Here is an 815-nt window from a genome sequence, read left to right as displayed (position 1 = left end):
TATACCATTGCATCCTACATTCTAACAGTTTAAGTAATGAGATGGATAAATCCTTACTGGATGTAAGGGGATTACCCATAAGTATATTGTAGTAGTGATGAGTTAGGTGCGCCAAATTTTTTATCAAGATACAGAACTAGCGTTTGCTAAATGCGGAGGCATATGGTATAATATAAACATGGAAAAAGATATATTTACTGTTAAGAGAAATACACTTTCATATGGTAGAGGATATGTGTATTCTTTGCAATATCATCTTGTCTGGTGCACGAAATATCGAAAACAGGTTCTGAAAAATGGGATAGACGCAGAATGTAAAAAAATGTTGTATGGGATTGCGGAGGAATACAAATTTAAGATTCTGGCGATGGAGGTTATGCCAGATCATATTCATTTACTTCTGGATTGCAAACCACAATTTTTTATATCAGACATGATAAAGATTATGAAGGGGAATCTGGCACGTCAGTTGTTTCTTTCGCATCCGGAATTAAAACAGGAGTTGTGGGGAGGACATTTGTGGAATCCATCGTATTGTGCAGTCACCGTAAGTGACCGAAGCAGGGATCAGGTAGTGGCATACATTGAGGGACAAAAAGAGAAGGAAAAAAGAAAGTAGGAAACTTTATGCAGATTGTATCCAGCTATGGAGTAGAAATTAAAAAAAAGAATATACCGCTCCGCTCTACGCTGGATATTTTTCGGAAGGCAGTTTCCTATCTGATTCCGGTGTATGCAGAGACCTGGGAAGAACTTTCAGAAATCAGAAATCCACAAAAACGCTTTAATGAAGCGGAACATCTGGTACATGAGAC

General features: G+C 37.8%; 1 protein-coding gene and 1 pseudogene. Both read left to right on the top strand.

The window, feature by feature from the left end:
* Positions 1-178 precede the first annotated feature (178 nt).
* Positions 179-619: an IS200/IS605 family transposase gene (gene tnpA / locus DWX91_RS16315; RefSeq protein WP_118539837.1), complete on the top strand. Its 441-nt coding sequence runs from the start codon at positions 179-181 to the stop codon at positions 617-619.
* An 8-nt stretch (positions 620-627) separates the two neighbouring features.
* Positions 628-815 (top strand): annotated as a pseudogene (locus DWX91_RS16310) (IS200/IS605 family accessory protein TnpB-related protein); the annotation flags it as partial.

This window comes from Clostridium sp. AF22-10 (genome assembly GCF_003478725.1).
Lineage (GTDB): Bacteria > Bacillota > Clostridia > Lachnospirales > Lachnospiraceae > Otoolea > Otoolea fessa.
This window is presented reverse-complemented; position numbering and strand designations above follow the sequence as displayed.